Below are 25,903 nucleotides of genomic sequence, written 5' to 3' on the forward strand. Positions count from 1 at the left end.
GCCGTCCGGGTCACTGCGCCCAGGGCAGGACGCGGGTGCCCTCGGTCCCCGGGACGGTGACCACGCCGTCGGCGCGCATGGCCACGTACGCCTCGAAGTGCTCGGGGGCGTGGATCCGGCGCAGTACGCCGGGCGGAAGGACCAGGCTCTGGCCGGCGGCGACCTTCTCGGTGCGGCCGTCGCAGGTGACCTCCAGGGAGCCGGCGGTGAGCAGCCAGACCTGCTCGCGGTTGACGGAGTGCTCGGGGCCGGTGATGCCGGCGGCCATGTCGACGTGCCAGGTGCTGAGCTCGGAGCTGCCGCGGCTGGGGGCGGCGTGGCCGGTCATGGTGGCGTTCGGGGTGACGGTGACGTGCTCGGGCGAAACGGTGATGACGTGCAAGGCGGTCCTCGTCTTCTCGGGCGCGACTGAGTCAAGCTGCTTTACTCGACAGGGGTGAGTAAAGCAGCTTGACTCAGTCGTGTCACCATATTTGCGTGACGAGAGAAGAGAACGAGGGCGTCGAGCTGACCTTCCTGCTCGGCCTGGGCTTCCAGCTGATGCTGGGAGAGTTCACCCGGCGCGTCGCCGAGGCCGGATATCCGGACCTGCGCCCGCTGCACGGCATGGCCTTCCAGGCCCTGAAGGGCCCCGGCGCCACCGCCACCGAGCTCGCCGAACGGCTCGGGGTGACCAAACAGGCCGCCGGGCAGATCGTCGACGAGCTGGAGAAGCGCGGCTACGTCCGGCGCGAGCCGCATCCCGGGGGCGGCCGCCGCAAGCTGGTCGTGCTGACGGCGGCGGCCGACGCCCACCTCGCGGTCGCGGGCCGGATCCTGCACGGGCTGGAGGCCGAGCTGGAGGGCAGCGCCGACCTCACGGTCCTGCGCCGGGAGCTCGGGCACCTCGTGCGCGCACTCCACGGCGACGGCGGGCTGCCGCCCCTGCGCCCGGTGTGGTGAGGGCGGCCGGCCCGGCGGCTCGGGCTCTGGCGGCTCGGACCCGGCGGCTCAGGCCCGGTCTGCTCAGGCCCGGTCTGCTCAGGCCCTGGTGAAGGAGGCGTAGGCCTCGCGCAGCTGCGACCAGCGGGCGTCCGTCCAGGCCGCCCAGTTCGCCGGCCGCCCCGACAGGGCGGATTCCAGCAGCTCGAAGTGCTCGTGCCAGCCGGCCAGGCAGTCGAGGCGCTCGTCCTCCGGCCCGCCCCGCTCGTTCACGAACCGGATCACCGTCGAATCGGTGCCGACCGCCTCCAGGTGGAAGCGGATCCGCCCGTGCTCGGTGACCGTGTACTCCACGACCCGCTCCACGTCCCAGGCGGTGACCCGCCCGGTCGCCACGGTCCCGGTGTTCAGCCAGCGCAGCGTGACCGCCCCGCCGAGCCTGCGCTCCAGGACGTCCGCCGCGGCCAGCCAGCCGCGCAGCCCCTCCGGCGTGGTCAGGGCGGGCCAGAGCGCCGCGTAGGAGTACGGCAGGTGCAGCTCGAAGCGGAGCAGCCAGCGGTCCTCGCCGCGGCGCTCGCTGGTGGCGTGGCTCACGAGAGACATGCCACCAGCGTCCCACTCCCGCGGGTCAGACGCCCGAGTAGGAGTGCAGGCCGTTGAGGAACATGTTCACGCCGTAGTAGTTCCAGATCCAGCAGGCGAAGGCGAAGAGCGCGAGGTACGCGGCCTTGCGGCCCTTCCAGCCGGCGGTGGCGCGGGCGTGCAGGTAGGCGGCGTACGCCACCCAGGTCACGAAGGACCAGACCTCCTTGGGGTCCCAGTTCCAGTAGCGGCCCCAGGCGTCGCCGGCCCAGATCGCGCCCGCGATGATCGTGAAGGTCCACAGCGGGAAGACGGCCGCGTTGATCCGGTACGAGAACTTGTCGAGCGAGGCCGCGGAGGGCAGCCGCTCCATGACGGAGGCGTAGAACTTCCCCGCGGTCCCGCCGTTCGCGATCCGGCCCTCGTAGGCGTCGCGGAAGAGGTAGAGGACCGCGCCGGCCGCGCCGATGTAGAAGACGGCGCCGCAGAAGATCGCGGTGGAGACGTGGATCCACAGCCAGTACGAGTGCAGGGCCGGGACCAGCTGGTCGCTGTCGGTGTAGAGGATCTTGACGGCGATGCCGAGGTCCAGCAGCACGCTGGTGACCAGGATCAGACCGAGCCAGCGGACGTTCTTCTTCAGCGCGAGCAGCGCCAGGTACGTGCCGACGGCCACCGTGGAGAAGGTGATCGAGAACTCGTACATGTTGCCCCACGGGGCCCGCTGCACCGACATCGCGCGGGCGAGGACGCCGCCCGCCTCGATGAGGAAGGCGAGCGCGGTCAGCGAGATCGCGATCCGCCCGTACAGGTCGCCCTGCACGGTGCCGCCACCCGCGCCGGGGCCGTCCGGCACGTCGCGGGTGCCGGCGGCCGAGCGGGTGACGACCTTCGGCTGGTCGAGGACGGCCGTGCTGCCGCCCTTGCCGCGGACCTGCACGGCGGGCGCGGCGCCGGCCCGGTCCTGCTCGGACCCGGTCAGCGCGGCGGCCGTACGGGCCACTTTGCTGCGGCTGCCGAAGGTCCACTCGGCGATGTGCGCGAAGAAGGCGAGCGTGTAGACCGCCATCGACGAATAGATCAGGTAGTTGCTGATCTGAGCCAGGTTCTCATTGGCTGCGGCTGCGAGCGGCGTCATCCGCGCTCTCCTTCAGGGGTTTCTTCGACACGTGGTTCGGCAAGTGCGGCGGGCGCGGTCGGCGCCTGCTGGTGCAGCACGGCGGCGAGGGCCGCCAGCTCCTGCGGGAGCCTGGTGGACTCGCTGCGGCCCAGGCCCGCCATCTCGACGACGGTCACGCCGTCCGGGCCGGCCACCGCGCGGACCCAGATCCGGCGGCGCTGGATGAACAGGGACCCGGCCAGGCCCGCGATGGCGGCGATCGCGCCGGCGAGGGCGAGGCCGCTGCCGGGCTGGTGGGTGACGGAGAAGGTGGCCCACCGCTCGATGCCCTCGAACTTCACGGTGCCCGCGCCGTTCGGCAGGGTCATCGTGTCGCCGACCTTGAGCTTCTGCTTGAACGGCTCGCCGGACTCGTCCTTGAAGGACTGCATCTTGTCCGTCTTGAGCACGTACACGTTCTGCGGCAGGCCCGAGTCCACGCCGAGGCTGCCGTGCCAGGCGTTGAGCATGAGCCGCGGCTGGAGCAGGGCCGGGAACTGCGAGAACATCGTGCCCATGCCCTCGCCGGCGTAGCTCGGCACGAAGACGGCGTTGAAGCCGAGCTGCTCCGCCTTGCCGTCCTTGTCCTTGTAGCCGTCGGTGACCTTGACGGCTCCCGTGGAGGTGAGGTTGGAGTCCTGCGGGAGCATCGGCACGGCGTCCTTGTAGATCACCTTGCCGGTGGGGTCGGTCACCGAGAGGATCGGCGCGTAACCGTGGCCCAGCAGGTAGACCTTGGAGCCGTCGACCTGGAGCGGCTTGTTGACCTGGATCTCGCGCTTCTGCGGCTTGCCGTCGGCGCCCTCGCTGAAGGTGACGTACGCCTTGAAGTCGCGCGGGGTGCCCTTCTGCGGGCCGCTCAGCTCGTACGTCGCGTCGAACCGGTCCAGCGTGAAGCTGAACGGCGGCAGGTCGTCGGGGTGGAAGAGGGTGCCGGCCTTGAAGTCGTCGTACTGGGTGAGGGTGTTCGAGAAGCCGGTGCCGCGCAGGACCAGCTTGCCGCCCTCGGACTTGAAGTACTGGCCCCAGGCGAAGGCCACCAGCATCACGATCAGCGCGACGTGGAAGATCAGGTTGCCGGCCTCGCGGAGGTAGCCCTTCTCCGCCGCGACGTGCCCCTTGCCGGCCTCGGTGCGGAAGCGGCGCCCGCGGAGCACCGCCGTGGCGGACGAGAGGACCTCGTCGGGAGACTTGCCGGTGCGCCAGGTGGTGTGGGCGGGGAGCCTGTCGAGCCGCTTGGGGGCGCCCGGCGGACGGCCGCGGAGCTGGCCGACGAACTGCCAGGAGCGCGGCAGGATGCAGCCGACCAGCGAGATGAACAGCAGCAGGTAGATCGCGGAGAACCACACCGAGCTGTAGACGTCGAAGAGCTGGAGCTTCTCGGCGACGGTCACCCAGGAGGCGTGGGTCCGCTTCCAGTCGGCGACCTTCATCTCGTCGACGTTGCTCTGCGGGATGAGGGAGCCGGGGATGGCGCCCAGCGAGAGCAGGAAGAGCAGGATCAGCGCCACCCGCATGGAGGTGAGCTGCCGCCAGAACCAGCGGGCCCAGCCGATCACCCCGATGCCGGCGGCCGGGCCGCTCGGGCTGTCCTCCAGCGGGGCGGTGGAGAGCTGGGCTCCGGCCACGGCCTCCGCGGCGGCGGACTCGGGCGACGCCCCGGTGGGTGCCTTGTCAGTCGTACTCATGTCCGTGTAGTCCTCAGATCCCCACCGTGAAGCTTTGGGTCCAGCTCTGCATGTCGCTGACGATGCCGGCCCACATTCCCGTGACGAGCAGCAGACCGGTCAGGATCAGCATGCCTCCGCCGATGCGCATCACCCACGCATAGTGCTTCTTCACCCAGCCGAACGCACCGAGCGCCTTGCGGAACGCGATCGCGGTGAGGATGAACGGCAGGCCGAGCCCGAGGCAGTAGGCGACGGTCAGCAGCGCGCCCCGGCCGGCGCTCGCCTGGTCGAGGGAGAGCGTGGTGACGGCCGCGAGGGTCGGGCCCATGCAGGGGGTCCAGCCGACGCCGAAGAGCACGCCGAGGAGCGGGGCGCCGATCAGGCCCGCCGTCGGCTTCTTGTGGAAGCGGAACTCCCGCATCGTCAGGCCCGGGATCGCGCCCATGAAGAACAGACCGAGAACGATCACCAGGCCGCCCAGGACCCGGGAGATGATCTCGTTGTTCTCCCGGAGGGTCTCCCCGAAGTAGCCGAAGAGCGCGCCCGTGGAGACGAAGACGACGGTGAAGCCCGCGATGAACAGGGCCGCGCCCGCCAGCATCCGCCCGCGCCGCGCCTCGGCGAGGTCGGCGCCGCTGACGCCGGTCACGTAGGAGAGGTAGCCGGGGACCAGCGGGAGGACGCAGGGCGAGAAGAAGGAGACCAGCCCGGCGAGGACCGAGATGGGCAGCGCCAGCAGCAGTGCCCCGTTCAGCACGGTGGTGTTCACGCCGGCCGCCTCGGCGGCGAGCACGTAGTCGACCACGAGGTCACTGCTCCGCGAGGATCGGGTCGATCATCGAGCGCAGTTGCTCCTCGCCCAGCGGGGCCAGGGTGCGGGCGGCGATCTTTCCCTCCCGGTCGAGGATGATCGTGGAGGGGATCGCGTTCGGGTTGAGCGTGCCCTTGGGGAAGCGCAGTATCAGCTTCCCGGCGGGGTCGTAGAGGCTCGGGTAGGTGATCCCGAAGGTCTCCTCGAAGGAGGCCGCGTTCTGCGTGCTGAGGTCGCGGGTGTTGATGCCGACGAAGGCGACGTCCTTGCCGGCGTCGGCCAGCTCGTTGGAGACCTTCGCGAAGGCGGGAGCCTCGGCGCGGCACGGCGGGCACCAGGAGCCCCAGATGTTGAGGACGACGACCTTGCCCTTGAGGGTGGTGGTGTCGAGGGTCTTCCCGTCGACGGTCTCGCCGTCGAGCTTGGGGGCCTCGTCGCGCTCCCCCTTGGCCGCGGTGGTGATTCCGGTCGCGCCCGTGACGTAGTTGCCACCCGTGGAGGTCGTCTTGCCGCTGTCCGAGCCGGTGCAGGACGTCAGGGTCATGACGCCCGCGACGGCCACCGCGGTCAGCAGGGTGGCACGGCCACCGGTCGAGCGGCAGCTACTTCGACGGGCACGGGCGCGGCTAAGGCTCATGTGAAAAGTTTCGCATGAGCAATTCGCGGATCTACCGCGCCCCCCGCGGGGCTGTCAATGCCCTGGTCAGGCAATGGACGGGCGGAGACCGGCCACGATCGGGCCGCACGCGGGGCCGCGGTCAGGCCGCGGTCGGGCCGCGATCGGGTCGCGGTCGGGTCGCGGTCAGGCCTCGGTCAGGTACGTGTTCCAGCCGCCGACGGGCGACCGGCCCGGGCCGAGACCGCGGAGCCTGGCCAGCACGTTGGGGTCCTGGACGTCCAGCCAGTCGGTGAACTGCCGGAAGGATACGAGCCGTACATCCCTTTTGTCCGCCATGCCCTTGAGGGCTTCCTCGACGGCGTCCATGTAGATGCCGCCGTTCCATTCCTCGAAGTGGTTGCCGATGAAGAGCGGCGCGCGGTTGGTCTCGTAGGCCCGCCGGAAGCCGCCGAGGTAGGTGGCCGTGGCCTGGCTGCGCCAGGCCGGGTAGTTGGCGGGCACGCCCCTCGTGGTGTTCTTCGACTGGTTGGCGAGGATGTTGTAGTCCATCGACAGCACCTCGAAGGAGTGCCCGGGGAAGGGCAGGGATTGCAGGGGGAGGTCCCAGACGCCGGACCGGCGCACCGGCCAGACCTGGAGGCCGCCGGGCGAGCTGGAGTCGTAGCGCCAGCCCAGCCCCCGGGCGGTCGGCAGCAGGTTGTCCCGGCCGAGGAGACAGGGGGTGCGGGAGCCGGTCAGCTCCTTGCGGTAGTCGAAGGGGAGGGGGTCGAGGTCGGTGAAACCGGTGTGGGTGCGCCAGTTGGTGACGAACGACACGGCCTGGTCGATCTCGCTCCGCCAGTCCTCCGGGGTCCACCGGCCGACGGAGCCGGATCCGTCGCAGAAGTGGCCGTTGAAGTGCGTCCCGATCTCGTGCCCGTCGAGCCAGGCCTCGCGGACGTACGTGAGGGTGGAGCGGACGTTCTCGTCCTTGAGGTAGCCGATGTCCGAGGCCCCGACCGGATTGTTCGGCGGCCGGTAGAGGCTCCGCTTCGCCTCGGGCAGCAGATAGATGCCGGAGAGGAAGAAGGTCATGGCCGCGCCGTGGTCCTTGGCCAGCTTCAGGAAGCGCGGGAAGAGGCCGTTGCCGATCTCGCCCGCGCCGTCCCAGCTGAAGACGACGAACTGCGGCGGGGTCTCGCCCGGCTGCAGGGGGACGGGCCGGTCCGGCTGGTTCGGCTGGGGGCCGGTGTCGGCGGTGGAGCCGTCCCCGATGAGCTTGGCCGCCGGCTTCCCGCCGGGCTTGGGGTTCTTGACCGGCCCGGGGGTGCCGGGCCCGGCCTTGCCGGGCGCGCCGCAGCCCGCGATCCCCACCGCGGCGGCCGCCCCAAGTCCGAGTCCGAGCACTCCCCTTCGACTGAAGTCGCGCACGCCACCCTCCCCGTCATCCCTCGCAAGCCCATACCGAAATCCATATAAACGGACAATTCGGAGCGACTTGCGGCACTGGAAGGGTGATTCCCGGCGCAACTTGTATTTATTTAGGTAAAACCGTAACGGTTCGTAACAGAGCGTCGATCAAGGAAAGACGGCATCCGGAACGGCGTAACGATCCGTCAGGCGCCGAACGCCTTGGACGCGCCCTTCACCGGCTTCGCCCCGGCCAGCAGGTGCGCCGGGACCAGGTCCCGGGCCGGCTCGCTGTAGCCCACCGACACCAGCTTGTCCCCCTGGAACGTGAAGGACGTCAGCGAGGCGAGGGTGCACTGGCGGCGGCGCGGATCGTGCCACAGCCGGCGCTTCTCCGCGAAGCTGCGCACGATCCAGATCGGCAGCTGGTGGCTGACGGCCACCGCCTCGTGGCCGCGCGCCGCGTCGCGCGCGGCCTCCAGCGCGCTCATCATCCGGACCACCTGGTCGACGTACGGCTCGCCCCAGGAGGGCCTGAACGGGTTCGTCAGGTGCTTCCAGTTGCCGGGCTTGCGCAGCGCGCCGTCCCCGACCCCGAAGGTCTTGCCCTCGAAGACGTTCTCCGCCTCCAGCAGCCGGGCGTCGGTCGCCAGGCCCAGGCCGTGGGCCTTGGCGATCGGCTCCGCCGTCTCCTGCGCCCGCTCCAGCGGGGAGGACACCACGTAGGAGATGTCCCGGCCCTTGAGGTGCTCGGCGACCCGGTCCGCCATCTGCCGGCCCAGCTCGGAGAGGTGGTAGCCCTCCCGGCGCCCGTACAGGACCCCGTCCGGGTTGTGCACCTCTCCGTGGCGCACCAGGTGCACGACGGTGATCTCGCTGCTGCTCATGCGGTGGCCTCCGCGGCGGCTCGGGCGGCGGCGGGCAGCGCTGCCGCGATGCGCTCGATCGCCCGCTCGTCGTGGGCGGTGGACACGAACCAGGACTCGAAGGCGGACGGCGGCAGGTAGACGCCCTGCGCCAGCATCGAGTGGAAGAAGCCGTTGAAGCGGAAGCTCTCCTGCTTCTTGGCGTCGTCGTAGTTGCGCACCTCGTCCTCGGTGAAGAAGACGGAGAACATGTTCGAGGCGGTCTGCAGCCGGTGCGCCACGCCCTCCTTGGCCAGCGCCCCGCTGACCAGGCCCTGGATCTCCTTCGAGACCGCGTCGACCTTCTCGTACGCGGCCGCGTCGAGCAGGCGCAGCTGCGCGAGGCCGGCGGCGGTGGCGATCGGGTTACCGGAGAGGGTGCCGGCCTGGTAGACCGGGCCGGCGGGCGCGAGGTGGCCCATGACGTCGGCGCGGCCGCCGAAGGCCGCGGCCGGGAAGCCGCCGCCCATGACCTTGCCGAAGGTCATCAGGTCGGGCTTGACCCCGTCGACGCCGTACCAGCCGGCGCGGGAGGTACGGAAGCCGGTCATGACCTCGTCGGAGATGTACAGGGCGCCGTTCTCGCGGCAGAGGTCCGCGAGTCCCTGGTTGAAGCCCTCGGCCGGGGTCACGACGCCCATGTTGCCGGGCGCGGCCTCGGTGATCACGCAGGCGATCTCGCCGGGGTGCGCGGCGAAGGCCGCCCGGACCGCTTCCAGGTCGTTGTAGGGGAGCACGATCGTGTCGCCGGCCTGCGCGCCCGTCACACCGGGGGTGTCCGGCAGTGCGAAGGTCGCGAGACCGGAACCGGCGGCGGCCAGCAGCGCGTCCACGTGACCGTGGTAGCAGCCGGCGAACTTCACGACCTTGGCGCGACCGGTGAAGCCGCGTGCCAGCCGGATCGCCGACATGGTCGCCTCGGTGCCGGAGGAGACCAGGCGGACCTGCTCCACGGGCTCGATGCGCGCGACGATCTCCTCGGCGAGCGCCACCTCGCCCTCACCGGGCGTGCCGAAGGACGTACCACGGGCGACGGCCGCCTGGACGGCCGCGATCACCTCGGGGTGGGAATGGCCGAGGATCATCGGTCCCCACGAGCACACGAGGTCGACGTACTCGCGCCCGTCGGCATCGGTGAGGTACGGACCGGTGCCGGACACCATGAACCGGGGCGTACCGCCCACGGCGCGGAAGGCGCGCACGGGAGAGTTCACGCCGCCGGGGGTCACGAGGGAGGCGCGCTCGAAGAGCGTCTGCGAAACTGGGGCTTCATACGGGTACGGGTAGCTCACACCAGCCATGGTCTCAGAGGGCCGCGACAGACTTGCGGACGGGCGTTTCACCGCGTCGCCGCGGGGGAGGTCACTGCCATGATGATCAGGCTGCGTGGCGGGGGCCGCGGGGCCGGGGCAAGCAAGACCAGTCGGGTGGAGATATGCAACGCGGTGGTGGACCGGGCGAGGGTACGGACGGCCTCGATCCGCAGCGCGCCCGCGAAGCCCGCGAGGCCCGCCGCCGGGGCAAGCACCGCAGGCGTGCCACCGAGGCGGCCGACGCCGTTCCGGGGCCCACGACGCCGTCGGAGGATCTGCCCAAGGGCCGCGGCATGGGTGTGACGTACAAGTACTTCGGCGCCCCCGACGGCGCCACGGCCGCCCGCGTCCCGGTCACGATGCGGCCCGAGGAGCTGGGCGGCGACGAGCTCGGCATGGGCGGCCTCTTCACCAAGATCAAGCCGGAGACGGTGGCCGCGATGGTCCTGACCGGCATCGAGGGCATACCCCTCCACAAGGTCCCGCCCCTGGAGCTGGTCGTCCTCCACCCCGACTACGCGGTGGTCAAGCTCCCCATGACGGTGGTCGACCCGCTGCGCGGCATCGGCGAGGAGTCGGTGGGCGCGGCGGCCTTCATCTGGTCCACGGTCCCGGACCGGGGCGGCCCGAGCGACGCCTTCAACGTCTACCAGCTGCTCCACGAGTGGCAGGACTTCTCCCACCGCCTGCACGAGGCGGGCCACCAGCCGTACTGCCTGGTCTGGCCCTGAGCTGACCTGATCTTCGCCGAAGCCGGGCGGCCCCTGCGGGGGCCGCCCGGCTTCGCGCTGCCTCCTGCCGGGGCGCGTCACGACGTCGCCGACCCGCAGCCGACGTCACAGCTTCTTGCCCGCCGGTTCGGCGATTCCTGACGTCACGTCCCTCACATAGACCATTTTTTCTGATTTGCGGCCTATTGCTGTGAAATATGCGTGACTACTCCGGCGTGACGGCGTATCACTACCTCGGGCAGGCAGTCGCTCTCGGTCCCCGCTCAGGGGGAGCCTGCACGCCGGCGCGGGCAGGGGGGCTCGCGGCCCTTAGCCGCCATCGTCGCGGGCGCTCGGGAACCTCCTTCGGGAGGACTGAGACCCCAAGCAACAAGAAAGGTCCTGCTGTGACATTGGATGTCATCCGGTCGGGTCCACCCGACAAAAGGCCTCGACGCAGTCTGTTCAAACGGGGCGTCCTCGTCCTGCTCCCCGCAGCGCTCCTGGCGGCGGCAACCCTGGTCCCGAACCTCGCTCACGCCCTGGAAGCCCCCGTGAACCTGGGGACCGCCACCAACTACGCGGTCCTCGCCGGTTCGACGGTCACCAACACGGGCCCCACCGTCATCAACGGCGATCTGGGGCTCCACCCGGGCACATCGGTGACGGGCTTCCCGCCCGGCATCGTCAACGGAACGCAGCACATCACCGACGCCGCCGCCGCTCAGGCGAAGTCCGACCTCGTCATCGCCTACAACGACGCGGCAAGCCGGGGGCCCGGCACCGCCACTCCGCCCGACATCGGCGGACTAACGCTGGCGCCCGGCGTCTACACGGCCTCGTCGACACTGAACCTCACCGGAACGGTCACTCTCGACGGCCAGAACAACCCCGAGGCCGTCTTCATCTTTCAGATCCCCTCGACCCTGATCACGGCTCCGAACAGCGTCGTAGCCCTGATCAACGGAGCAAATGCCTGCAACGTGTTCTGGCAGGTGGGCAGCTCCGCCACGCTCGACACGAACACCCAGTTCAAGGGCAACATCCTGGCCCTGACATCCATCACGCTGAACACCGGCGCCGTGCTCGAGGGCCGCGCCTTGGCGCGCAATGGCGCGGTTACGCTGGACACCAACACCATCACGAGGGCGGCCTGCGCCGTTGGCCCGCCCGGGCCGAGTGGGCCTCCCGGACCGAGCGGGCCTCCCGGCCCGACCGGCTCTCCCGGCCCGACCGGCTCCCCCGGCCCCACGGGCGCCCCCGGCCCGACAGGTGCCCCTGGCCCCGACGGCAGCCCCGGTGCCCCCGGCCCGACAGGTGCCCCCGGCCCGACAGGTGCCCCTGGCCCCGACGGCAGCCCCGGTGCCCCCGGCCCGACAGGTGCCCCCGGCCCGTCCGGCAGCCCCGGCGCACCGGGAGCCCCCGGCCCCGACGGTGCACCCGGCCCCGACGGCAGCCCCGGTGCCCCCGGCCCGACCGGTGCCCCCGGCCCGACAGGTGCCCCCGGCCCGTCCGGCAGCCCCGGCGCACCGGGAGCCCCCGGCCCCGACGGTGCACCCGGCCCCAGCGGTTCCCCCGGCCCCGCCGGACCGGCCGGACCCGTAGGACCCGTAGGACCTGCCGGACCCGCGGGACCCGCCGGACCGGCAGGACCCGCCGGACCCGCCGGACCCAAGGGTCCCCGCGGTGACAAGGGCGAAAAGGGTGACTCGGGCGATCACGACCACGACCACGGTCACGACGACGAGGACGACGAGGGCCACGAGGGCGAGCACGGTCGCGACGACGACCACGGCAAGCCCGGCCACGGTCACGACGGTCCCGACGACCACGGCAAGCCCGAACACGGCAAGCCCGACCACGACCAGGGCGGTCCCGACCAGGGCAAGCCCCCGTGGGCCGACTTCCTGCCCGGTGGCCTCGACGACGCTCTGGGTCAGTTCCGCCCCGGCCACACCGCCAAGAGCGTCAACTTCGCCCCCGTGAGCGCCGCCACCGACCGGCAGCCGAAGGTGGCGTCGCAGAACCTCGCCACGACCGGCTCAAGCAGCGAGGCGAGCATCGCGGCCGCCACCGCGGTCGCGCTGGCCTTCATCGGAGGCTCGGCCTTCTTCGCCATGAAGCGGACCCGCCGAGGTGCGACAACCCGCCAGGACTAGCCCGTCGCAGGCGTGACCGTTTCCCATCCGGTCCGCCGTTCGGCGACCGAGCCCCTGGACGCGCAGTCCAGGGGCTCAGCGGGCGTCCGGCCGGAACTCCGTGCCCGCGTACGCCTCGATGACTTCCTCGAGGAAGCTCCGGGTGCTGTCCGGGCTCAGCGCCCGGGCCTGCAAGTGCGCGTACATGTCGCTGTAGCGCCGCACGTCGGATCGTTTTTCCAGATAGAGGTCGCTGGTGAACCTCTCCAGGTACACCACGGTCGCGTCCGTGGCGTCGGCGAACTCGAGCAGCGAGAACGGTCCCGAGACACCCGGGTGCGCGCCCGCGCAGTGAGGGAGGACCTGAACGGTGATGTGCGGCTGGGCGCTGACGCGAGTCACATGGTCCACCTGCTCGCACATGACCTCGCGGCCGCCCACCACGCGCCGCAGCGCCGATTCGTCCAGCACGACCCATAAGCGCAGCGGGTTGCCCGGCTCGCACAGCCGGTCCTGGCGCCGCATCCGCACCTGGAAGCGTGTGGCGGCCTGTTCGGCAGTGGCATGAGGGATCGTTCCTGCGATGACAGCCCGCGCGTAGGCGGGAGTCTGGAGCAGCCCCGGGATCACCAAGGGCTCGTAGACACGGATCGTGGCTGCTGCGGCCTCCAGACCGATGTAGGCGCCGTACGGGATGTCGCCGTAGGCGTTCCACCAGCCCTCCCGGCCCGATTCCCTCGCCAGTTGCATCAATTGGTCGACGCGCCGCTGGTCGCGCACCCCGTACAGCCCGCAGAGATCCCGCACATCACGCGGCTTGATCAGGCGCCGGCCGTTCTCCAGCAGACTGATCTTGGGCTGGGAAATCAGCAGGCTCGCCGCCACCTGCTGCGTCGTCATACCGCTGACCTCCCGGAGCCGGCGCAGCTCCGAACCCAGTCGGCGCCTGCTGACGGTGGGATTGACAGTGACACCCACGGGACGTGCTCTCTTCCGCTCCAAAGCCTTGCACTGGCCAGCAGATTGCCACGGCCGGGAGCTGCTGGATCGGCCTTCGCGCCGTGTCGTGCACGGTCATTCGAGCCGGGCGGAGAGCGGCTCCACATCCGTGTGGCCGCCGCGATCCGGTGCAGGTTTCTGCGCAATATGCCAGGCGCGTAGGTGGTCGAACCCGACCGCACACCCCGGGAACAGGTGAGCTTCCCCGGGGTGTGCCCGAAGGGGCGTCCCGCCCGGCGGATCGCCCCGGGTAGGCAGGTGTGCGTCCCGCCACACCTCCCGAGAGGCACGCCCCATGCGTATCCCCGCTCGCGACAAGGCAGCAGCCGATGAACCCAAGGACGGCGCCGGCCCGGCCCGGCCGACGCGCCGGGCGGCGGACCGGCCCGCCGCCGCCCCGGCCGCCGCTCCCCTCGCTCCCGCCGCTCCCGCCGCTCCCGCCCCGCAGACGCTGACGGCGCTCCAGCGGACCGTGCGCAACGCGGCGGTGACCCGCATGCTGGCGGCGGGCCACGGCGCCGGGCACGAGGACGCGGCGGGCCGGCCGGCGGCCGCGCACGGGGTGCTCCGCTCGCCGGGGCGGCCCCTCGACGGGCCGTTGCGCGAGGAGATGGAGAGCCGGCTCGGCGCCGACTTCTCCGACGTACGGGTGCACTCCGGTCCCCTGGCGCAGCGGTCCGCGGCCGAGCTCGGGGCCCGGGCGTACACCTCCGGCAGGGACGTCGTCCTCGGCGCGGGTGGCGGTGACCGGCACACCCTCGCCCACGAGCTCACCCATGTGATCCAGCAGCGGCAGGGGCCGGTCTCGGGGGCGGACGCGGGCCACGGGCTGCGGGTCAGCGACCCCGGCGACCGCTTCGCGCGGGAGGCCGAGGCCAACGCGAGCCGGGTCATGGCCGGGCCCGCGCCCGTCCAGCGCGCCGCCTGCGAGGAGCACGGCGGGCATGGTGCGCACGGCGGGCGCGGCGCGCACGCGCCGGGGGCCGGCGGGCGGGCCGTCGTCCAGTGCAAGGGGCCCGAGGAACTCGGACCCACGCTGCCGGCCGACCCGCCGCGCCCCCGGGGGGCTGCTGGGCCGGCTGATGGCGCGGAACCCGGCGCCGGCGGACCCGCTGGTGGCGCAGGCGCGGGCGGCCATCGCCGCGTACGACGGCGATCCCGTCCGCGACCCCATGCACTGCATGATCACGCTGTCGCGCCTCACGCAGGACCTCGCCCCGGCCGCGGAGGACGCGCCGCCGGCCGTCAAGCCCTGGCTGACCGCCGCGCTGGAGATCGTCAAGGCCGAACTGCTGCTGGTGAACGACCAGCTCGTCCGCGACGCCGAGTTCCCCGCGGAGGCGGGCGAGCCGTTCAGCGCGATGACCCGGAACGGCATGCTGTGGCAGCAGGCGCAGTGGGCCGACAGCGCGGCCGCCTTCCGCATGCACGGGCCCAGCTACTTCCGCGAGCTGTCGGAGCTCAACCGGGCCGGGATGGCCAAGGAGATCGCCGGGGGCAGGGTGGCCGAAACTGGGTCCCCGACGTCCGGACCAAGGTGACGAACGCGCTCCAGCGGAGCGTGCTGTGCCACTACACGGGCAGGGCACGGGCCGCGGTTCAGCGGCGACGACGAACCGGCCCGCATCCAGATCCCCCTCGCCCGGTCCCCCCTGATGAGCCAGGGGGCTGATGCTCAGCGACTTCGCGCAGCGCGAGTACCCCACCGTACGGGCGAGGCCCGAGGACCCGGCGCGGACGGAGAGCAAGCTGAACACCCGCGAGGACGACTTCTCCCCCGGATTCACGCTGCCGATGCGGAAGTTCGACATCGGCGCGGGGGCGGCGGCCGACCAGCTGGACATGGAGGCCGTCATCGGGGCGATGGGCGACGAGCCGGACCAGGAGCGCCGGGGGCAGATCATGTTCTCCACGACCCAGGCGCTGTCAGACGCGCACAGCACCATGACCTACGGAGCCGGCGAGCAGGAGCAGGTCCATTCGGAGCGGCTGCGGTCCAACACCCTGATGGGGCGGGACATCGTGCCGGGTCTGGTGGACCGGGCCGTCGTGGAGATCCAGCGCCTCGAAGCGGTGAACCCTCAGTTCGCGGACCGGCTCAAGGCGGTGTCCGGGGCCGATCTGATGCGTTTCCTCCTGAAGGACCTGCTGCGGCCGCAGGCGATGCTGCCGAACACGGTCGACCTCGGCGCGGCCACGGTGGTCCTGGAGTCCGGTCAGCAGGTGGGAGTCACCACGCACTGACCGGACCAAAAGGGAGAGTCGAAATCAAGCCATCTTTGGCACCCCGTCAACTGGGGCCCGGCGTACCGTGGTTAACCGTTCTGGGCACTGCTCGAAACGAAAGTGCACAGCAGTGCGAGGAACGTTCGATCGATACCTGGGAGTAATGATTTCCGGACGCCGGGGCAAAGGCCTCCTTTGCCCCGGCGTGCGACCTGACCGACTATGGCCGTGCCGCTCGGGTCACCGGAGGTCGCTCAGCACACCGCTCACGTTGAGCACCTCGTGACACTCCTGCGCCTGACGGCCGGTGGCCGGGGTGCCCGGCTTCGCGCAGGTCACCTGCACGGTCACAGTCTGGCTCTCGGTGATGCTGATGGGGGTGACCCAGTGGTAGTCCTGGTTGCGGAACGTCTCCAGCGCGATCGTCGTGATCTTGCGGTCGCCGAAGTCGATGGTCACCACTCCCTCGTCGCCCTGGAAGTTCGCGACGACGATGTCCGTGATCCCGAAAGCCTTGCCCGCGGGCACCGTGTAGGTGCCGGTCTTGGACTGTCCGGCTCCGGTCTGCAGGTCGATGGTGGCCGAGCTCTGCTGCCCTCCGCCGCCCGTACCGCCCCCGCCGCCGCCCGCTCCGGTGCCGGTGCCGGTGCCCGTACCGGCTCCGCCCGCACCGGGCTGGGTGCCCTTGCCACCGCCGGCCGGCTGCTTGCCGTCGCCGGTCACCGGGGTCTGCCCGTTCAGGTCCGCACTGGGCGTGGGCTTCTTCTGGACCGCCTCGGCGGCCTCCTTCGCCGTACTGCGCACGGCCGGGCGGACCAGCAGGAACCAGGCGAGCAGCAGGGCGAGCAGCGCCGCCAGTACCGCGAGCAGCCACCTCGGGAAGATCGGGATCTGGACGAACTCCGCGTCCAGCGGCACCCGGACGCGCTCCGACTCGGGCCGCTCCGCGCCCTCCTCACGAGCACCGCCACTGCTACCGCTACCGCCACCGTCACGAACTTCGGCTTCGGCCTCGACCTCGGCCACGTCCACGGTGAACGGCCAGGTCACCGGGGTCCCGAACCACACCGGCGTGCCGGTGCGGACCCGCAGTCCCACCTCGGCCGACTCCCCCGGCTCCAGCTTCCGCGTCGCGGGGGTGAAGGCGAACTTCAGCTCCTCGCCCGGCTGGGCGGGAGTGAAGCCCAGCTGCACGGGGCAGTTGCCCTCATTGCGCACGGCCAGCCGATAGCGTCCGCGCAGCCAGCCGCGGCGCCGCTTGGGAGCGCTCTCAGCCCTCAGCTCCCGGAATTCCTCGACATGCACGGTGGTCTCGGGGACCCGCACGGCCTCGGGCTGCTCGGTGGGCAGCACGCGCACGGCGAGCGGCACGTCCCCCGCGCGCACCTGCGGCGAACGGGGCGGCGCCAGCCGGATCGTCACCGTTTCCGAGGTGCCCGGGTAGAGGGAGACGCGCTCGGGCTCCACCGTGGCCCAGGCAGCGCAGTCGCCGACGACCTCCAGGCGGTACGCCTCGACGATGTCGCCGTCGTTGCGGACGGTCAGGCTCGTGGATGCGGTACCGCCAGGCGTCACGGACACCGGCGGGATGTCGAGGCCGGGCGCGCCAGGGCTGGAAGAGGCTGCTGGGGATATCACGCCACGACGCTACGGCGCCGCTCCGGGCACTTCCACGGACGCGAGGGCAACGCTCCGGGCAGCACTGATGCCCCCACGGACGCCCACCAACTCCCCCCACCGCACCCCTTGTTGATCCTTCCCATCCATCCGTAACCCCACATACGCATCACGGAGCAGGTACGACACCCATGACCCAGCCTGAGAACACCCGACCCGCCACCTCATCCGGCGCCGGCGAACGGGTCACCGTGGCCGTGTATGCACCGGACCCGGTCCTGCACGTCGGAGTCGTCCACCAGTTGCGCCAGCGACCCGAGATCGAACTCGTCGACCTCGCCGACGCCGACGACGCACAGGTGTCCCTCGTCGCCGTGGACAGCGTGGACGACGAGACGGCCGCCCTGTTGTACCGGCTGCGCCACAACTCCCGCACCCGCACCGGACTCGTGGTCGGCACCTTCGAATCGGGGGACGCCCTGCAGCGCGCCATCGAATGCGGGGTCACCGCGGTGCTGCGGCGCACCGAGGCCGACCAGGACCGGCTCCTGCGCCTGGTCCTGGCGATAGCCAACGGCGAGGGCGTACTGCCCGGCGACCTGCTCGCGAAGCTCCTCGACCACGTGGGCAGCCTGCAGCGTTCGACGCTCGACCCGCACGCCGTCTCCCTGTCCACGCTGACCTCGCGCGAGGCCGACATGCTGCGCCTGGTGTCGGAGGGCCTGGACACCTCCGAGATCGCGCGCAAGACCTCGTACTCCGAACGGACCGTCAAGAACGTGCTGCACGAGATCATCACGCGGCTGCACCTGCGCAACCGCACCCATGCGGTCGGCTACGCCCTGCGCAACGGGCTCATCTGACCCCGCGTACGGCGCCGGCGGCCCGCCGGCCCGGGCGGGCCGCACCCCCCACTGCCCGAAAGCGCACCGCGCGCTTCCCCCGGGTGCGGCCCCGCGGCCCTGTCGGCCGCCCGCGCCGGGCAGCAGGGTGACGAAGTCATACGTGAATGCTGTACCGGACTGTGAGGTGGACCGTGATGGGCACGGGTGGCTCCGGCAGTCGTCGACGCCGCTGGGGGAGGGCCGGCGCGCCGCTGCTGCTGCTGGTGCCCTTGCTCGCGGTGACGGCGGCCACCGGCCCGGGCGACGCCGAGGCGCGCCCCCTGGCGGCCGACGCCGGTGACGGCCGGGTCGTGTACGCCGGTACGCGCCACCGGAGCCTCGGCCGGGTGGCGACCGGCGAGTCCAGCACACCGCTGTTCGGTGAGGGCCCGGCCCACCTGGACACCCAGCCCTCCGCACTGGGCGACCAACTGGTCTTCGCCGGCCGCCGCGACGAGCGGACCCCGCAGATCTACCTGCGCGCCGCGGACGGCTCGGTACGGCGCCTGACCAGCGGCCTCGACGCGGCGAACCCCCGGCTGACCCCGGACGGCCGGTCGGTCGTCTTCGACTCGGCCCAGCCCGCCCCCGCCGGCGGCGTCCAGCGCGACCTGTGGCTGGTGCGCACCGACGGCACGGGCCTCACCCGGCTGACCGACTCCCCCGCGAACGAGGAGCACCCGACGGTCTCGCCGGAGGGCGGCCGCCTGGCGTACTCCTCCGACAGCGACAGGGCCGTCGGCCGGCAGGTCTACGTACGACCGCTGCGCGGCGGCGCCGCCACCCGCGTCACCGACCCCGCGGGCGGCACGGCCACCGAGCCCGTGTGGAACCCGGTGGACGACAAGGCGAACCGGGACGTGATCGCCTACACCGCCACCCCGACCACCGCCGACTCGGCCGGGCCCCGCCTGCGCTGGACCGACGGGCGCGGCGGCGGTCCGCTGCTGGCCGGCGCCCAGGCGAACTGGCGTACCCGCGGGGCAGCGTGGCTGCCCGACGGGAACGGTCTGCTCTTCCTCAGCCCCGACCGCACCTGTGACTGCAAGGGCGACTGGGACCACGTCTTCCGGGTGCCCGCGCACTCGGCGGACACGCCCCAGCTCGTGCTCAGCGAGGACCGCGAGGTCGGCTCGCCCACCTGGCTCGGCCCGCTGAACGGCGGAGGCGTCGTCGTCGAGCGGACCTCGGCGGCCGGACCGCACGTGGTGACCCTGCAGGACGCCCGGATGGACGGCTCCGACCCCCGCGACCTCGGCCTGACCATCCTCAAGGAGGACCCGGCGGCCGACACCAACACCGACCCGGCCAAGGACCCGCTGTTCCAGCCCGCCCCCGGCTCCGACCCGTGGACCGAGCGGCAGAACTACACGCCCGACGGGCGCCGGATCGTGCTGACCCGCTTCGAGGACACGCCCGACGGCCGGATCGAACGGATCTGGATGGCGGACGCCGACGGTTCCCGTGCGGCGCCCATGCCGCTCGCCGGCCGCGGCCCCAAGGACTGGGACACCGACCCGACGTTCTCCCCCGACGGCAAGCTCCTGGCCTTCACCCGGACCTCGCCCGGCGGGGTCGGCGACGCCGCGGGCCCCGCGCGCATCCTGATCGCGGACGCCGCCACCGGCGCGATCCGCGGCGAGATCGCCCCGCCCGCCGGCCAGGCCCGGGGCGGCGACGCCCAGCCCACCTGGTCCTCCGACGGCACGTCCCTGGCCTTCACCCGCAACCTCGTGATCAACGGCAACGGCGGCAACAAGCACATCTGGACCGTGCCCGTGGACCGCCTGGACCGCCAGCGCGACCTGAGCGCCACCCTGTGCCCCGGTGCCTGCGAAGTCATCGACGACAGCCCGGCGTTCTCGCCCGACGGCACCACCATCGCCTTCAACCGCAAGAACGGCGGCGGCCGCGTCGACGAGCGCAACGGCATCCTGCTCGCCTCCGCGGCCGGCGGCGCCTGCCGGGTCCTGCTGCCCGACGCCGCCCGCGACGTGCCGGGGGCCTGCGGCCGGGAACTGCCCGAGCCCCCGGCCAAGGGACCGTTCCAGCCCCGCGACGCCGCCTGGACCGCCGACGGCAAGAGCCTGGTGCTCAGTGCCCGCGGCTCCCGGGCCCCCAACAGCCCGGAGAAGCTGAAGCTGGTCGACGTGGCCTCCGGTGACCACACCCTGCTCGTCACCGGCCTGCCGGGCCGCCAGAAGGAACCCGGCGTGCAGCAGTCCGTGGACCTCGCGGTACGGGCACCCGAGAAGTCCGCCCCGCTCACCGTCGGCGGCTCCGCCACCGTCCGCGTGGACGTCGTCAACCAGGGCCCCGCGGCCTCGCCCGGAACCCGGCTGACCGTCTCGCCCCCGCTCGGCGTGAGCGTCACCTCGCTCACCGCGCCCGGCGCCACCTGTGACGCGGCCGCGCTGACCTGCACCCTGGGCGTGGTCCGCCCCGGTGCCACCGTCCCGGTGACCGTCACCCTCACCGGCGTCACCCCCGGGGACCAGCCGGTGGACTGGTCGGTCACCGGCACCGTGATCGACCCGCGCCCCAGCGACAACTCCGGGCGGACGGTGGTGCCGGTGCGCGAGGCACCCGTACCCCCGAAGCCGACCCCGACCCCGCCGACTCCCACCCCGGCCCCGCCGACCCCGGCACCGCCGACGACTCCCGCGCCGCAGCCGGAGCCGCCCGCGCCCCCGGCCGGCCCCGGGCTGAGCATCACGGCGCAGCCGAACCCGGGCTACGTCGGCGGCCGCGTCGTCGTCACGTACACCGTCCGCAACGGCCGCAACGCCCTGGCCACCGGCCTGCGGCTGCGCATCGGCCTCCCGCAGGGCATACCGAGCGCCGGGATGCCGCCGGGCTGCGACACGGCCGGGGAATGCTCCCTGCCCGACCTGGCCCCGGGCGCCCGGACCGTCCTGCGGGTCGTCCTCAACCCCGACAAGGCCCTCACCGCCCAGGTGACCGGCAACCTGACCACAACGGGCACGGACGCCGACCCCGGCGACAACACCGCCCGGCAGCAACTGCGCATCCTCCAGCCGCGCATCGTCGCCGTGCCGCCGATCGGCAAGCCCGGCTTCGTCACCTCGGTGCGCGGCGAGGACTTCCCGCCCGGCGTGCCGGTGCGGTTCACGTGGAAGCCGGGCATCACGGCGGCCGCGGCACCGACGGTCCCGCAGCGCGACGGCACGTTCATCGGCCAGCTGCTGATCCTGGCCAAGGACCAGACGGGCCCCCGCGTCATCACCGCGAGCGGCCCCGGCTTCTCGCCGGTGCAGACCGACTTCCTCGTGGTCAGCGGCTCGGTGCAGCCGCCCGACGAGGTGACCCGCCGATGATCCACGAAGTGGACGAGGGGCTCCGCCGGCTGCTGGCGGAGTCCGGCCTGGAGGCGTCGGGCATCGAGGTCGTCTTCGACGCCCCGACGAGCGACTGGGCGGCGCGCCGCAGCGCGCCCACGGTCTGCGTGTTCCTGTACGACATCCGCGAGGACCACACCCGGCGCGGCAGCGGCGCCGGCGAGGTGTACGACGCGGACGGTTTCGTCGTCGCGCGCCGCACCCCGCCGCGCTGGTTCGAGCTGACGTACCTGGTCACCGCGTGGGCGAGCCGACCGCAGGACGAGCACCGGCTGCTCTCCCAGGTGCTCTCCTGCCTCGTGAACACCGACACGCTGCCCCCGCGCCTGCTCACCGGCACGCTCGCCGAACTCGGCCTCATCGTGGACGTGGACGCGGGCGGCTCCGGCATGGACGCACCCGCCGCCTCCGACGTGTGGTCGGCGCTGGGCGGCGACCTGAAGCCGTCCCTCGGGCTGCGTGTGAAGGCACCGCTGGCCGGCATCAGCACGATCACGGCCCCGCCGGTCACCGAGGGGCTCGTGGTGAACTCCGTACCGCAGGTCGATCCGGACGGGACCGCCACGGACGGATCCGAGCCGGACAGGGCCGAGCCGAACAGGTCCGAGCGAGACGGGTCCGACAGCCGGCGCCGTCTGCGCTACGTCGGGCTGAACGAGCCGGGACCGGAGGGCTTCGGCGGCTCCCGGCCCCGGCCGAACGCACCCGCGCGCCGCCGACGGGGGGAACGGCAGCCGTGACGCACACCATCCAGCCGGAGGCCGCCCCCGCGGCCCCGGCCGACACCACCCCCCACCTGTGGACCCGGCTCCAGCTCGTCGAGGAGCGCGTACGGCGGGCCGTGGAGCTCCGCCGGGCCGTCGATCCCGACCCCGACGACCCCTACCGGGGCCAGTACCTCACGCCCGAGGCCGCCGCCCGCGTCCTGGACGGACCGCACGGCCCCGGCCTGCCCGCGCTCGCCCCGGACGCGCCCCCGCCCGGCTCGCCGCTCGACGTCCTCGCCACGCGCTTCGGGCTGGAACCGCTCGACGTGGACCTGCTCCTCGTGGCCCTGGCGCCCGACCTGGACGCCCGCTTCGAACGGCTCTACGGCTACCTCAACGACGACCTGACGCGCCGCCGGCCCACCGTCGGCCTCGCCCTCGAACTGTGCGGCCACGCCGGCGTGGCGGCCGCACGGTTCCGGCTCTCCCCCACCGCGCCCCTCGTCGCGGGCGGTCTGCTGGAGGTCACCGAGCCCGAACGGCCGCCCCTGTCACGGGTGCTGGCCGTACCGGACCGGGTCACCGCCCACCTGCTCGGCGACGCCTCGCCCGACCCCCGGCTGGCCGATGTGCTCGCCGCGGCCACCGACGACCCGGCCGTCGAACCGGCCGAGCTGGACCGGGCCGTCGCCGCGGCCGGCAGCGGCACCCGCCACGTCCACCTGAGGGCCCGCGGCGGCGATCCCGCCGGCCTCGCGGTCGCCGCACTGCACGCGAGCGGGCGCACCCCCCTCGCCCTCGATGCTGCGGCACTGGCCCACCACGCCCGCGCCCTGCCCGAACTCGCCCGCGCCGTCGCCCGCGAGGCCCGCCTGACGGGCGCCGGCGTGCTGCTCGGGCCGCTGGAGGAACTGCCCGACCAGCCCGACGAACGGGCCCGCGTCCTGCGCACCCTGTGCACCGTGCTGCGCGGCATCCCGCTGTTCACGTACGGAACGAGCGGCTGGGAACCCGCCTGGGCGGCCGCCACCCCCGTCACCCTGACGGTGGCGGCCCCCACCCCCGACCGGCACGCCACCCGCTGGCGGCACGCGCTGGAGCGGGCCGCCGGAGAGCACGGCGCGGGCGGCGACGCCGACGCGCTCGCCCGGTCCGTGTCCGCGCACCGCCTCGACGCCGGGCAGCTGCGGCGCGCCGCCGACACCGCGGTGCGCACCGCCGCGCTCGACGGCCGCCCGCTCTCCCCCGACGACCTGCGCACCGCCGTACGGGCCCAGAACGGCGCGGGGCTCGCCCGCCTCGCCCGCCGGGTGGAACCGGCGGTGGGCTGGGACGACCTGGTACTGCCCGCCCCCACCCACCGCCGGCTGCGGGAACTCGCGGTGCGCGCCCGCCACCGCGACCAGGTCCTCGGCCAGTGGGGCATGCGGCCCGGCGGCGGGCGCGGCCGCGGGGTGATCGCGCTGTTCGCCGGGTCCTCCGGCACCGGCAAGACCATGTCCGCCGAGGTGGTGGCGGCCGACCTGGGCATGGACCTGTACGTGGTGGATCTGTCCACCGTTGTGGACAAGTACGTCGGCGAGACCGAGAAGAACCTGGAGCGGATCTTCACCGAGGCGTCCGCCGTCAACGCGGTCCTGCTGTTCGACGAGGCCGACGCGATCTTCGGCAAGCGCTCCGAGGTGAAGGACGCCCACGACAAGCACGCCAACATGGAGTCGGCGTACCTGCTCCAGCGCATGGAGTCCTTCGACGGCATCGCCATCCTCACCACCAACCTGCGGGCCAACCTCGACGAGGCGTTCACCCGCCGCCTCGATGTGGTCGCGGACTTCCCCGTGCCCGACGCCACCCAGCGCCTGGCCCTGTGGGAGCGGTGCCTGGGCGGGCGGCTGCCCCGGGCCGGCGACGTCGATCTCGCCTTCTGCGCCGACCGCTTCGAACTGGCCGGAGGCTCGATCCGGGCCTGCGCCGTGACGGCCGCCTACTTCGCGGCCGCGTCGGGCGAACCGCTGACCATGGGCCAGGTGGTGACGGCGGTCGCCCAGGAGTACCGCAAGCTCGGCCGGCTGGTCCTGGAGGGCGAGTTCGGTCCGTACCTGGGGCAGATCGCGGAGGTGTGAGCGCGCTGCCTGGCCGGTCCGGCGGGGGCGACCAGGAGGGCAGCGGACTTGCCCCCGGCCAGGGCCGAACGTCTCTGCCCACGACGGCGGCCTCCGGAAAGGCTGTGGACAGACCTGATCAGACCTGATCGCAGAGCCGTAACCCGAAGGAGCGAGCATGCCGACGTACCTCACCCCGGGCGTGTACGTGGAGGAGGTGCAGTCCGGTGCTCGCCCGATCGAAGGGGTCGGCACCGCCGTCGCCGCGTTCGTGGGCTTCGCCCAGAGCGGCCCGTTCCACGAGCCGACGCTGGTCACCAGCTGGGACCAGTACTCCCAGCGGTTCGGCGGCTTCTCCGAGGGCACCTACCTGCCCCACGCCGTCTACGGGTACTTCGCCAACGGCGGCGGCGCCGCCTACGTCGTCCGCATCGGCGGGCAGGCCGAGGACTCCTCCGCACCGGCCGCCGCGGGCTCCGTCCCCCAGCCCCGGTCCGCGGAGCCCGTCGAGCTCGGCGGCTTCGTCATCACGGCCCGCCCGGGCATCACCGGCGTGTCCGTGGAGATCGCCGACTCGGACGGCGAGAACCCGCCCGAGGACCGCTTCAAGGTCCTGGTCCGCCAGGGCGAGCAGGTGGCCGAGACCTACGAGGTGTCCGCCCGCAAGAACGTCAAGGGCTACCTCGTCACCCAGGCCCGCGCCTCGAAGCTGATCGAGGTCACCGAGCAGCGGGGCGCGGCCCAGACCCGGCCCGCCGGGCAGACCGTCGCCGTGCCCGACGCCCCCGCCGCCTCGCCCGCCCCGGCCGGCCGCGGCGGCGTGGCCCGCCTCGACCCCGCCGAGTACGTCGGCGACTCCGCCGCCCGCACCGGGTTCGCCGGCCTGGAGACCATCGACGAGATCACCATGGTCGCGGTCCCGGACCTGATGAGCGCCTACCAGCGCGGCGACATCGACTCCGAGGGCGTGCGCACCGTACAGCTCGCGGTGATCTCGCACTGCGAGCAGATGGGCGACCGCGTGGCCGTCCTGGACGCCCCGCCCGGGCTGTCCGCGCAGCAGGTGCGCACCTGGCGCAACGACGAGGCGGGCTACGACTCCCGCTACGCCACCCTCTACTACCCGTGGGTGAAGGTCTTCGACCCGGCCGCCGGGCGCAACACGACCGTCCCGCCGAGCGGCCACGTCGCCGGTGTGTGGGCCCGCAGCGACGCCGAGCGCGGTGTGCACAAGGCCCCCGCCAACGAGGTGATCCGCGGCGCGGTGGACCTGGAACTGCGTCTGAGCAAGGGCGAGCAGGACCTGCTCAACCCGATCGGTGTGAACTGTGTACGGGCCTTCCCCGGCCGGGGCATCCGGATCTGGGGCGCCCGCACCCTCTCCTCCGACCCGGCCTGGCGCTACCTGAACGTGCGCCGCCTCTTCAACTACCTGGAGGAGTCGATCCTCCTGGGTACCCAGTGGGTGGTCTTCGAGCCCAACGACGACCGGCTCTGGTCGAGCATCCGGCGCAACGTCACCGCGTTCCTCACCGAGGAGTGGCGCCGCGGCGCGCTGTTCGGCCGCACGGCCGCGGAGGCGTTCTACGTCAAGTGCGACCGGGACAACAACCCGCAGGAGTCGATCGACCAGGGCCGCGTGGTCTGCGAGATCGGCGTGTCGCCGGTCAAGCCCGCCGAGTTCGTGGTCTTCCGGCTGGCCCAGTTCTCCGACAGCACCAGCCTCGTCGACGAGTGACCCTCCGGGGCAGCGGCACCACCAGCAGCAGCAGCAAGGAAAGGTGAAGGACAG

Annotated in this window: 21 protein-coding genes and 1 pseudogene; 11 read left to right on the forward strand and 11 right to left on the reverse strand. The window is 72.5% G+C overall.

Annotation, left to right across the window (positions count from 1 at the left end; genetic code table 11):
* Positions 1-10: 10 nt before the first annotated feature.
* Positions 11-382 (reverse strand): cupin domain-containing protein, encoded by a 372-nt coding sequence (locus ACZ4VT_RS09485; protein ID WP_467948033.1) that lies wholly within the window; start codon positions 380-382, stop codon positions 11-13.
* A 158-nt stretch (positions 383-540) separates the two neighbouring features.
* On the opposite strand from ACZ4VT_RS09485, the gene ACZ4VT_RS09490 reads away from it, so the two are divergent.
* Positions 541-942, forward strand: coding sequence for a MarR family transcriptional regulator (locus ACZ4VT_RS09490; RefSeq protein ID WP_467948159.1), 402 nt, complete (start codon positions 541-543; stop codon positions 940-942).
* A 78-nt stretch (positions 943-1,020) separates the two neighbouring features.
* On the opposite strand, the gene ACZ4VT_RS09495 is transcribed toward ACZ4VT_RS09490, so the two are convergent.
* The 8 genes from ACZ4VT_RS09495 to hemL all read right to left on the reverse strand — a co-directional run bounded on the left by ACZ4VT_RS09495 (position 1,021) and on the right by hemL (position 9,357).
* Positions 1,021-1,524: an SRPBCC domain-containing protein gene (locus ACZ4VT_RS09495; protein ID WP_030710095.1), complete on the reverse strand. Its 504-nt coding sequence runs from the start codon at positions 1,522-1,524 to the stop codon at positions 1,021-1,023.
* A gap of 25 nt (positions 1,525-1,549) precedes the next feature.
* Positions 1,550-2,641, reverse strand: a complete 1,092-nt coding sequence (ccsB, locus tag ACZ4VT_RS09500; protein WP_467948035.1) for a c-type cytochrome biogenesis protein CcsB — start codon at positions 2,639-2,641, stop codon at positions 1,550-1,552.
* A complete protein-coding gene (gene resB, locus ACZ4VT_RS09505) occupies positions 2,638-4,350 on the reverse strand; it encodes a cytochrome c biogenesis protein ResB (RefSeq protein WP_467948037.1) in 1,713 nt (570 codons plus the stop codon). Before resB ends, ccsB begins: the two co-directional genes overlap by 4 nt.
* 13 nt (positions 4,351-4,363) lie before the next feature.
* Positions 4,364-5,137 carry a cytochrome c biogenesis CcdA family protein gene (locus ACZ4VT_RS09510; RefSeq protein ID WP_467948038.1) on the reverse strand — a complete coding sequence of 258 codons (774 nt, stop codon included), beginning with the start codon at positions 5,135-5,137 and terminating at the stop codon, positions 4,364-4,366.
* A 4-nt stretch (positions 5,138-5,141) separates the two neighbouring features.
* Positions 5,142-5,780: a TlpA family protein disulfide reductase gene (locus ACZ4VT_RS09515; protein WP_467948040.1), complete on the reverse strand. Its 639-nt coding sequence runs from the start codon at positions 5,778-5,780 to the stop codon at positions 5,142-5,144.
* Positions 5,781-5,945: 165 nt separating this feature from the next.
* On the reverse strand, positions 5,946-7,172 hold the full coding sequence (locus ACZ4VT_RS09520; protein ID WP_467948042.1) for a polysaccharide deacetylase family protein: 1,227 nt from the start codon (positions 7,170-7,172) through the stop codon (positions 5,946-5,948).
* Between the two features lie 185 nt (positions 7,173-7,357).
* On the reverse strand, positions 7,358-8,038 hold the full coding sequence (locus ACZ4VT_RS09525) for a histidine phosphatase family protein (protein WP_467948043.1): 681 nt from the start codon (positions 8,036-8,038) through the stop codon (positions 7,358-7,360).
* Positions 8,035-9,357 carry a glutamate-1-semialdehyde 2,1-aminomutase gene (gene hemL / locus ACZ4VT_RS09530; RefSeq protein ID WP_078892852.1) on the reverse strand — a complete coding sequence of 441 codons (1,323 nt, stop codon included), beginning with the start codon at positions 9,355-9,357 and terminating at the stop codon, positions 8,035-8,037. Before hemL ends, ACZ4VT_RS09525 begins: the two co-directional genes overlap by 4 nt.
* A 134-nt stretch (positions 9,358-9,491) precedes the next feature.
* On the opposite strand from hemL, the gene ACZ4VT_RS09535 reads away from it, so the two are divergent.
* Both ACZ4VT_RS09535 and ACZ4VT_RS09540 read left to right on the forward strand, forming a co-directional pair.
* Positions 9,492-10,100 carry a hypothetical protein gene (locus ACZ4VT_RS09535; protein ID WP_362807402.1) on the forward strand — a complete coding sequence of 203 codons (609 nt, stop codon included), beginning with the start codon at positions 9,492-9,494 and terminating at the stop codon, positions 10,098-10,100.
* A 533-nt stretch (positions 10,101-10,633) separates the two neighbouring features.
* The gene (locus ACZ4VT_RS09540; RefSeq protein WP_467948046.1) at positions 10,634-12,238 is read left to right on the forward strand and encodes an ice-binding family protein; all 1,605 of its coding nucleotides are present in this window, start codon (positions 10,634-10,636) and stop codon (positions 12,236-12,238) included.
* A gap of 75 nt (positions 12,239-12,313) precedes the next feature.
* Here ACZ4VT_RS09540 and ACZ4VT_RS09545 read toward each other — a convergent pair whose 3' ends face one another.
* Positions 12,314-13,195 carry a helix-turn-helix domain-containing protein gene (locus ACZ4VT_RS09545; protein WP_467948048.1) on the reverse strand — a complete coding sequence of 294 codons (882 nt, stop codon included), beginning with the start codon at positions 13,193-13,195 and terminating at the stop codon, positions 12,314-12,316.
* Between the two features lie 517 nt (positions 13,196-13,712).
* On the opposite strand from ACZ4VT_RS09545, the pseudogene ACZ4VT_RS09550 reads away from it, so the two are divergent.
* The 3 genes and pseudogenes from ACZ4VT_RS09550 to ACZ4VT_RS09560 form a co-directional block, all read left to right on the forward strand.
* Positions 13,713-14,003, forward strand: a pseudogene (locus tag ACZ4VT_RS09550) (eCIS core domain-containing protein); the annotation flags it as partial.
* A gap of 295 nt (positions 14,004-14,298) precedes the next feature.
* The gene (locus ACZ4VT_RS09555; RefSeq protein WP_467948166.1) at positions 14,299-14,757 is read left to right on the forward strand and encodes a hypothetical protein; all 459 of its coding nucleotides are present in this window, start codon (positions 14,299-14,301) and stop codon (positions 14,755-14,757) included.
* A gap of 130 nt (positions 14,758-14,887) precedes the next feature.
* Complete coding sequence (locus tag ACZ4VT_RS09560; protein ID WP_467948050.1) at positions 14,888-15,460, forward strand: hypothetical protein; 573 nt, start codon at positions 14,888-14,890, stop codon at positions 15,458-15,460.
* Positions 15,461-15,682: 222 nt separating this feature from the next.
* Here ACZ4VT_RS09560 and ACZ4VT_RS09565 read toward each other — a convergent pair whose 3' ends face one another.
* Positions 15,683-17,032, reverse strand: coding sequence for a COG1470 family protein (locus ACZ4VT_RS09565; RefSeq protein WP_467948161.1), 1,350 nt, complete (start codon positions 17,030-17,032; stop codon positions 15,683-15,685).
* 218 nt (positions 17,033-17,250) lie between these two features.
* Here ACZ4VT_RS09565 and ACZ4VT_RS09570 point away from each other — a divergent pair, with 218 nt between their 5' ends.
* The 5 genes from ACZ4VT_RS09570 (at position 17,251) to ACZ4VT_RS09590 (ending at position 25,849) form a co-directional block, all read left to right on the forward strand.
* Positions 17,251-17,922 carry a helix-turn-helix transcriptional regulator gene (locus ACZ4VT_RS09570; RefSeq protein WP_467948052.1) on the forward strand — a complete coding sequence of 224 codons (672 nt, stop codon included), beginning with the start codon at positions 17,251-17,253 and terminating at the stop codon, positions 17,920-17,922.
* Positions 17,923-18,098: 176 nt separating this feature from the next.
* The gene (locus ACZ4VT_RS09575) at positions 18,099-21,281 is read left to right on the forward strand and encodes a hypothetical protein (protein WP_467948053.1); all 3,183 of its coding nucleotides are present in this window, start codon (positions 18,099-18,101) and stop codon (positions 21,279-21,281) included.
* Positions 21,278-22,042: a Pvc16 family protein gene (locus ACZ4VT_RS09580; RefSeq protein ID WP_467948055.1), complete on the forward strand. Its 765-nt coding sequence runs from the start codon at positions 21,278-21,280 to the stop codon at positions 22,040-22,042. Before ACZ4VT_RS09575 ends, ACZ4VT_RS09580 begins: the two co-directional genes overlap by 4 nt.
* Entirely contained in the window at positions 22,039-24,132 is a 2,094-nt protein-coding gene (locus tag ACZ4VT_RS09585; protein WP_467948056.1) for an ATP-binding protein, read from the forward strand. The genes ACZ4VT_RS09580 and ACZ4VT_RS09585 overlap by 4 nt, the downstream gene beginning before the upstream one ends.
* A gap of 157 nt (positions 24,133-24,289) precedes the next feature.
* On the forward strand, positions 24,290-25,849 hold the full coding sequence (locus ACZ4VT_RS09590; protein ID WP_467948058.1) for a phage tail sheath family protein: 1,560 nt from the start codon (positions 24,290-24,292) through the stop codon (positions 25,847-25,849).
* Positions 25,850-25,903 lie beyond the last annotated feature (54 nt).

The sequence above is a fragment of the Streptomyces sp. NPDC029164 genome (assembly GCF_055563995.1).

What these genes read in the sequence shown, in the direction of transcription:
- ACZ4VT_RS09570 (WP_467948052.1), top strand. Translation starts at nt 17,251, where the DNA reads ATGACCCAGCCTGAGAACACCCGACCCGCCACCTCATCCGGCGCCGGC.
- ACZ4VT_RS09495 (WP_030710095.1), bottom strand. Translation starts at nt 1,524, where the DNA reads ATGTCTCTCGTGAGCCACGCCACCAGCGAGCGCCGCGGCGAGGACCGC.
- hemL (WP_078892852.1), bottom strand. Translation starts at nt 9,357, where the DNA reads ATGGCTGGTGTGAGCTACCCGTACCCGTATGAAGCCCCAGTTTCGCAG.
- ACZ4VT_RS09580 (WP_467948055.1), top strand. Translation starts at nt 21,278, where the DNA reads ATGATCCACGAAGTGGACGAGGGGCTCCGCCGGCTGCTGGCGGAGTCC.
- ACZ4VT_RS09490 (WP_467948159.1), top strand. Translation starts at nt 541, where the DNA reads ATGCTGGGAGAGTTCACCCGGCGCGTCGCCGAGGCCGGATATCCGGAC.
- ACZ4VT_RS09525 (WP_467948043.1), bottom strand. Translation starts at nt 8,038, where the DNA reads ATGAGCAGCAGCGAGATCACCGTCGTGCACCTGGTGCGCCACGGAGAG.
- ACZ4VT_RS09560 (WP_467948050.1), top strand. Translation starts at nt 14,888, where the DNA reads ATGCTCAGCGACTTCGCGCAGCGCGAGTACCCCACCGTACGGGCGAGG.
- ACZ4VT_RS09535 (WP_362807402.1), top strand. Translation starts at nt 9,492, where the DNA reads ATGCAACGCGGTGGTGGACCGGGCGAGGGTACGGACGGCCTCGATCCG.
- resB (WP_467948037.1), bottom strand. Translation starts at nt 4,350, where the DNA reads ATGAGTACGACTGACAAGGCACCCACCGGGGCGTCGCCCGAGTCCGCC.
- ACZ4VT_RS09555 (WP_467948166.1), top strand. Translation starts at nt 14,299, where the DNA reads ATGGCGCGGAACCCGGCGCCGGCGGACCCGCTGGTGGCGCAGGCGCGG.
- ccsB (WP_467948035.1), bottom strand. Translation starts at nt 2,641, where the DNA reads ATGACGCCGCTCGCAGCCGCAGCCAATGAGAACCTGGCTCAGATCAGC.
- ACZ4VT_RS09590 (WP_467948058.1), top strand. Translation starts at nt 24,290, where the DNA reads ATGCCGACGTACCTCACCCCGGGCGTGTACGTGGAGGAGGTGCAGTCC.
- ACZ4VT_RS09575 (WP_467948053.1), top strand. Translation starts at nt 18,099, where the DNA reads ATGGGCACGGGTGGCTCCGGCAGTCGTCGACGCCGCTGGGGGAGGGCC.
- ACZ4VT_RS09515 (WP_467948040.1), bottom strand. Translation starts at nt 5,780, where the DNA reads ATGAGCCTTAGCCGCGCCCGTGCCCGTCGAAGTAGCTGCCGCTCGACC.